General features: G+C 63.6%; 1 protein-coding gene. It reads left to right on the forward strand.

Features of this window, described 5'->3' with window-relative positions:
• Positions 1-442: DUF2345 domain-containing protein (locus tag J7302_RS26305; RefSeq protein WP_215381786.1), on the forward strand; the 442-nt coding region annotated here is incomplete at its 5' end.
• Positions 443-616: the final 174 nt, after the last annotated feature.

The raw sequence follows: 616 nt of genomic DNA on the forward strand, positions 1-616 counted from the left end.
GGCGGCCCAGCGCAACCTGATGCTCAACGCCGGCCAAGAGGCCGATATCAGCGTGGTCAAGCGCCTGTTCATCGGCGTGGGCGAGGGCGTCAGCCTGTTCGTGCGCAAGCTCGGCCTGAAGCTGATCACCAACCAAGGCGCGGTGCAGATCCAGGCGCAGAACGACCGCCTGGAACTACTCGCCCGCCATGGCCTGGACATCACCAGCACCGAGGACGAAATCCGCATCAGCGCGAAGCAGAAGATCACCCTCAACGCCGGGGGCAGCTACATCACCCTCGATCCGTACGGCATCGAGTCCGGCACCCAGGGCGAGCACCTGATCAAGGCGGTGCACTTCGACTACCAGGGCCCAGCAGCGCAAGCAGTGGTCATGCCGGCGTCACCGCAACTGACGGAACACCCGAAGCAGCACCAGCGAATGAGCGGCTACTCCGGCTGACGCTGAATAAGGAACTGCCTCGAAGAAGCTTGAGCCACCCAACGATCAAGGAACGGATTTCCATGCTCGCACTCATCATCGACACCTTTGATGCCCTGAAGGACGGATACCAGCGCTGGCGCGACGGCCCGCCAGCCCCTCGTCATCCCTCGCCGGTATCCACGGGGGCGCCAT

The organism is Metapseudomonas boanensis, from assembly GCF_018704125.1.
Lineage (GTDB): Bacteria > Pseudomonadota > Gammaproteobacteria > Pseudomonadales > Pseudomonadaceae > Metapseudomonas > Metapseudomonas boanensis.